The sequence below is a fragment of the Streptomyces rugosispiralis genome (assembly GCF_024505145.1).
Taxonomy (GTDB): Bacteria; Actinomycetota; Actinomycetes; order Streptomycetales; family Streptomycetaceae; genus Streptomyces; species Streptomyces rugosispiralis.
On record NZ_JANIAA010000103.1, the window covers coordinates 1 to 5,831 of the forward strand.

Below are 5,831 nucleotides of genomic sequence, written 5' to 3' on the forward strand. Positions count from 1 at the left end.
CGTGGTGATGTCCGGCCCCAGCACGAGGGCGACTCCGCCGAGAAGCACTACCGGGGCCCCAGCGATCAGCGCCTGAACGGCGACGCGCGCCGCCGTGCGCAGTCCCCCTGCCTCGTCGGCCCCGGCCACTCCGTCGGGGCCCCGGGACAGCGTCCTGCCGCTGCCTCCGCTCTCATGCGGCGGCGCTATATCGACATCACTGTCCATTCGTCTCCCCATACGGCTTTCGCCATGGCGGCATCCGGGCTCACCTTAACGGCGGCGGATGGGCGGCAGACACGCCATCACGCATGAAGGGACATTCACATGGACATGGATTTCATTTTCATCTACAGTTTTATGCATACCTCTTTCCGCCGAGCGCCAGTGAGGTGATCCGCCGTGAGCAGCCGGAGGACCCGGCAGCGAACCGCCGTCCTGCGCGTCCTCACCGGCTGTCAGGACTTCGTCTCGGCACAGGAACTGCACGCGCGGCTGACCGCGGCCGACGTTCCGATCGGGCTGACCACGGTCTACCGGGCCCTGCGGGATCTGGAGGCTACGGGTGGCGTCGATGTCGTACGCGACGAGGCGGGAGAGCGGCTCTACCGCCCGCGGCCCGCTGACGGACACCGTCACTACCTGATCTGCCGCTGCTGCGGCCGCAGTCGGCCGGTGGACTCCGAGATCGTGGAGCGATGGGCCGACCGGGTCGGAGCGGACACCGGATTCGCCGCGGTGGAGCACACCGTCGAACTCACCGGCATCTGCGGCGACTGTCAACCCGCCACCGACGAAGGAGAACCGCCGCCATGCCACTGGGAGCCCGCCCGGGGCAGAGCCCGCAGCTGCGCGAGCTGAGGCAGTCCGTACGGCGCCTGCTCGGACTCGACGACGACACAGCCGTCGTCATCCGGCAACTCGCCTGCGCCGAACCCGGCTGCCCACCCCTGGAAACGGTCATCGCCGTCCTTCCCATGAATGGCCAGGCCCGCCGATGGGCCCTGCACGCCACCGCCGAAGAGATCACCGAGGACGACCTGCGGGCCGCCCTGCTCACCCCGTCCTCCGAAGGAGCCTGAATGACCACGCCCACCCCCGAGGAGCCCCGTGACGAGCGCGTCCCCGTCACCGTCCTGACCGGCTTCCTCGGCTCCGGCAAGACGACCCTGCTCAACCGCATCCTCACCGAGCAGCACGGGATGCGGATCGCCGTCATCGAGAACGAGTTCGGCGAGGTCGGCGTCGACGACGCCCTCGTCCTCGACTCCGAAGAAGAGATCTTCGAGATGAACAACGGCTGCATCTGCTGCACCGTGCGCGGAGACCTGATCCGCATTCTGGGCGCGCTGATGCGGCGGCGGGAGAAGTTCGATCACATCCTGATCGAGACCACCGGTCTCGCCGACCCCGCCCCCGTGGCGCAGACCTTCTTCATGGACGACGAGATCGCCGCCCAACTGCGGCTGGACGCCATCGTCACCCTGGTCGACGCCGCGCACGTCCTCCAGCATCTGGACGAGGTCAAACCCGAGGGCGTGGAGAACGAGGCCGTCGAGCAGATCGCCTTCGCCGACCGGATCGTCCTCAACAAGACCGACCTGGTGGACGAGTCGGCCATCGCCGAGGTCACCGCTCGCATCCGCGCGATCAACAGCGGCGTGCAGATCATCCCCGCCCAGCACGCCGAAATCTACCTCCCCCAGGTGCTGGACGTCGGCGCGTTCGACCTGGAACGCGTGCTCGCCGAGGATCCGAGCTTCCTCACCGAGACCGAGCACCAGCACGACACCACGGTCACCTCCGTCGGCATCGACCTGATCGGTGAACTCGACGAGGAACGCCTCAACCGGTGGCTGGGCACACTGCTGCGGACCAAGGGCGTTGACATCTTCCGTTCCAAGGGCATCCTCGCCCTCGCCGGGGCACCCAAGCAGTACGTCTTCCAGGGCGTGCACATGCTGCTCGTCGGCGAGTTCGGCCGCGACTGGCGCGACGGCGAGGAACGCCGCAACCGGCTGGTCTTCATCGGCCGCGACCTCGACCGGGAGGCCCTGGAGCGCGGTTTCGCCGACTGCCTGGCCACCGCCGGAGCCGCCGCATGAACATCACCGCGCCCGACGCCGACCTCGCCACCGCCTGGGACACCGCCGTCGACGACGCGCCCGTCGCTCTCAGCGCACGCCACGACCTGATCGCCATCGCGGGAGCCGCGGGCACGATCTGGATCCTGGACGCCGCCACCGGAGCGTGCATCGACACCTTCGAACTGCCCGGCGGGGCCCTGAGCGTGGCCCTGGCCCCGGACGCCCGGCACGCGGCCGCCACCGGGCCCACCGGTTACGCCCTGTGGCGCAGGGAGGACGGCCGTACGACGGTTCGCGACACCGGCGCCTGGTCCTCCACAGCGGCGTGGGCGGACAACGAGCGGGTCGCGATCGCTGCCGGACGCCGCGCCCTCGTCCTCGCCCCCGGCGGCGGCGAACTGTGGGCCACCGAGCCCGCTGCCAGCACCGTCACCGACCTCGCCTGGCTGCGCCAGGGGCGGCGGCTGGCCGTCGCCGCCTACGGGGCCGTGCGCTGCCACGAACGGCACACCCACAAGCCGGTGATGACCTACCCCTACATCGGCTCGCACCTCGCGCTCGCCGTCGCCCCCACCGGACGGTGGATCTGCAGCGGCAACCAGGACGCCTCCATCCACATCTGGCGCACCCGCGATGCGGGCGAACTCACCATGTCCGGCTACCCGGAGAAGGTCTCCCGCCTCGCCTTCGACGACACCGGTTTCTGGCTCGCCGCCGACGGTGCCCCCGACGTGACCGTCTGGGACTTCTCCGGCAAGGGCCCCGCCGGCACGGCCCCCCGCTCCCTGCGCTGCCACGAGACCATCACCGCGCTGGCCTGGCGGCCCGGCGGGGGCGGCCATCTGGCCAGCGGTGGCGCCGACGGCACGGTCGCGCTGTGGCGCGCCACCGCGGGGCGGCCCGAATCCCGGATCTCCCCTGCCCGGATCCTGGACGGCGATACGACCGTCGCCGCTCTGACCTGGGCCGGGCCCGAGCTGCTGGTCTCCGCGTACCGGGACGGCCGGATACGCGCCCACCGGCTACCTTCCCGGACCACGCTATGAGTCTCGTCAAGGCCACGATCGGGGCCGCCCGCGACCGGCCGTGCACCCTGGTCGTCTGCCGGGGCTGCTGCTGCGGCAACCCACGCAGGCAACCCCATGTCGACCATCAGTGGCAACTCGACCAGTTGCGCGCCGCGGCCGCCGAATCCGCCGGCCGCCTCGCCGTCCGCACGACGGACTGCCTCGGCCCCTGCGGTCAAGCCAACGTCATCGTGGTCCAGCCCGCCACAGCCGGGCGTGCGAAGGGCGGCCGGGCGACCTGGATCGGGTGGGCCAACGATGACGACTGCATGGACGACCTCCTCCGCTGGGCGGCCGCCGGAGGTCCGGGCCTGGCCAAGCCGTCGGCCACGCTCGAACTGCACTTCATCCGCACACCGGGAGAAGCCCGGACGCGGGCACGCGGCCACGGACGCGGACGCGGACGTGCACGCCGATGAGGCCATGAGCGGTCGCGACATCCTCGCGACCGCCCGCCTCGACGACGCCACGGCAGCGTCCGTCGCCACCACGCTCCAGGCCCTGGCCACCCCGTCGCGGCTGTTGATCCTCACGGCCCTGCGGCAATCTCCCCACTCTGTCACCGAACTGGCCACCGAGGTCGGCATGGAGCAGTCCGCCGTTTCCCATCAACTCCGTCTCCTGCGCACCCTCGGCCTGGTCACCGGGCGCCGCGATGGCCGCCGCATCGTCTATCGCCTCTATGACGACCACGTGGCCCAATTCCTCGACCAGGCCGTCCACCACATCGAGCACCTACACCTCGGCATCCGCGACACGCCCTGACCGAAGCGGGGCCCGACGGCACAACCGTCGGGCCCCGCTTCGGTGTAGAGAATGCGCCCTCGCCAGGCCGTGAGGCCGTCAGTTGAGGTGGGCGGCTCCCACCGGAGAAGGGACCGCACGCAGCCGGACGGGAAGTGTGTCATCGTCCGGCATCCCCCTCCGTAGCCACGCGCTCAGCGCCTCGGCATCGGCCACGGTGGCGATCGGTCCCAGCCGCGCCGCAGGTCCGCTGGGCCTGCGATCCAGCGCACACGGCTGGACGGCAGCGTACAGCCCCTGGCGACGACGGCAGTCCAGGAGCTTGCCGAGACATCCGGTGGAAACGAGGACGCCGTGCGAAGAGCCTTGGACAGCCTTGCGCAGTCTCTCCATCACCTCATCGCCGTCGGATTGCCCACGACAGCTCCCACAGACGACAAGAGTGAAGGGGCGGTTCGGACGGTCGTCCGGACCATGCGTCATAAAACTCCTCCGTGGACAACTGAGGCGAACGTCCGGTCGACGCGACCGGACAGCTAACGGGAGCCGTAGGGAATCAGGGCCATCTCGCGCGCGTTCTTGATGGCGCGGGCGATCTGGCGCTGCTGCTGTCGTGTCACATGGGTCACCCGGCGGCTGCGTATCTTGCCGCGGTCGGAGATGAACTTCCGCAGCAGGTCGGTGTTCTTGTAATCGACATAGGTGATGCCGGCGGCGTCGAGCGGGTTGACGCGGGGGCGCCTGGCTCCCCGGCGGTCGGTGATGGTGGTGCGGCGGGCCATGAGCAAGTCCTGTCCGTTGAGCGTGAGGCGCCGTCAGGCGACCGGGTCGAGCAGTTCGTCGAAGGCGTGCGGCAGCCGGCTCCAGGCGTCCGGCCCGGCCGCGTACTCGGCGTCGGTCAGCAGACACGAGTCGAGCAGCGCCAGCAGCCCGTCGCGGTCGAGGCCGGGCGAGGTGAAGGTGAGGTGCTGACGGCGGTCGCCGTGGTCGGGGTGCCAGTCCAGCGCGGCGGCCACCCGCCGCTCGGCCGGCACCATCTCCCAGGCCGCGTCCGGCAGCGCGGCCAGCCACGGCCCGGCCGACTCCACACACAGCGCCCCGCCCGCCGCGTCCCACGACAGCAGGGTGTCACCCCGGTCCGCCAGCCAGAAGCGGCCCCGGCTACGGGCCGCGGCGCAGGTCAGATCCTCCAGCGCGGCATACAGCCGCCCCGGGTGGAAGGGCCGCTCGCGCCGCCAGACGAGCGTGGCCACGCCGTGCTCATCGCCCTCCTGCGGCAGCAGCGCGCACGCCGGATGCTGCCGGGCGGCCGCCGCCGCGATGTCGAAGCCCTGAAGGAGGGCGGGCCCCAGGGCCCCCTCGCCGAGCCGCGTCTGCCGTGCGCCCGGGGTGAGTTGGGTGAGCAGGGCCAGATCGCCGTCGTCCGCGGGCTCTTCGGACGTCTCGTCCTCGGCGACGGCGAGCACGGTGGGGTACTCCAGCTGCCGGGCGAAGGTGTCCGCGATGGTGCGCCGGTCGGTCGGGGCCGCGGCCAGACCGGCCTCGGCGAGGTCGTCACCATTGGCGAGGTAGGGGACCATCAGGGCCGGGTCGACCGCGGTGGCCACCCCCGTCAGCTCCAGCGGCGCCCCCGCGGCCGCGATGACGGCGGCCATGGCCTGGGGCTCGACCGACTCCCACAGCTCGACCACGGCGAGCCGGTGCCCGCCACCCGTGGCCAGGCGCAGCAGCTCGGGGACCATGTCCTCGCGCAGCGCGCAGCACGCGCAGTCGTTCACCAGCGGCGCCTCGCCCTCGCCCAGCGGCCCGGAGGCGTCGCGCACGGTGCGGCGCACCGCGCGGTCGGTGGCGGCGGACAGATCGTGGTGCAGCGCCACGGAGCCGGGCACCGTGCGCAGGATCTCCTCGACGGCGGCGCGGCGGGCGTCGGCGTGCAGTCCGCCCACGACCGCCA

At 71.5% G+C, this 5,831-nt stretch carries 8 protein-coding genes and 1 pseudogene; 6 read left to right on the forward strand and 3 right to left on the reverse strand.

Translation table 11 applies throughout. The features are described from left to right. A pseudogene (locus NP777_RS46350) lies at positions 1–207 on the reverse strand (permease); the annotation flags it as partial. 174 nt (positions 208–381) lie between these two features. Between NP777_RS46350 and NP777_RS46355 the strand changes: the two are divergent. From NP777_RS46355 to NP777_RS46380, 6 genes are read left to right on the forward strand one after another with little or no spacing between them, the layout of a single operon-like run. Further along, on the forward strand, positions 382–840 hold the full coding sequence (locus NP777_RS46355; protein WP_256656233.1) for a Fur family transcriptional regulator: 459 nt from the start codon (positions 382–384) through the stop codon (positions 838–840). Further along, positions 792–1,061 carry a hypothetical protein gene (locus NP777_RS46360; RefSeq protein ID WP_256656234.1) on the forward strand — a complete coding sequence of 90 codons (270 nt, stop codon included), beginning with the start codon at positions 792–794 and terminating at the stop codon, positions 1,059–1,061. Before NP777_RS46355 ends, NP777_RS46360 begins: the two co-directional genes overlap by 49 nt. Next, a complete protein-coding gene (locus tag NP777_RS46365; RefSeq protein WP_256656235.1) occupies positions 1,062–2,084 on the forward strand; it encodes a CobW family GTP-binding protein in 1,023 nt (340 codons plus the stop codon). It abuts the gene before it with no gap. After that, a complete protein-coding gene (locus NP777_RS46370; protein ID WP_256656236.1) occupies positions 2,081–3,112 on the forward strand; it encodes a WD40 repeat domain-containing protein in 1,032 nt (343 codons plus the stop codon). The genes NP777_RS46365 and NP777_RS46370 overlap by 4 nt, the downstream gene beginning before the upstream one ends. Further along, positions 3,109–3,552 (forward strand): (2Fe-2S) ferredoxin domain-containing protein, encoded by a 444-nt coding sequence (locus tag NP777_RS46375; protein ID WP_256656237.1) that lies wholly within the window; start codon positions 3,109–3,111, stop codon positions 3,550–3,552. The genes NP777_RS46370 and NP777_RS46375 overlap by 4 nt, the downstream gene beginning before the upstream one ends. Positions 3,553–3,556: 4 nt before the next feature. After that, positions 3,557–3,898, forward strand: coding sequence for an ArsR/SmtB family transcription factor (locus NP777_RS46380; protein WP_256656238.1), 342 nt, complete (start codon positions 3,557–3,559; stop codon positions 3,896–3,898). A gap of 515 nt (positions 3,899–4,413) precedes the next feature. Here the strand turns inward: NP777_RS46380 and rpsR are convergent. Together rpsR and NP777_RS46390 are read right to left on the reverse strand one after the other, a co-directional pair. Next, positions 4,414–4,659, reverse strand: a complete 246-nt coding sequence (gene rpsR, locus NP777_RS46385) for a 30S ribosomal protein S18 (protein WP_256656239.1) — start codon at positions 4,657–4,659, stop codon at positions 4,414–4,416. Positions 4,660–4,692: 33 nt separating this feature from the next. Then, the coding region (locus tag NP777_RS46390) for a GTP-binding protein (protein ID WP_256656240.1) at positions 4,693–5,831 on the reverse strand (1,139 nt) is incomplete at its 5' end.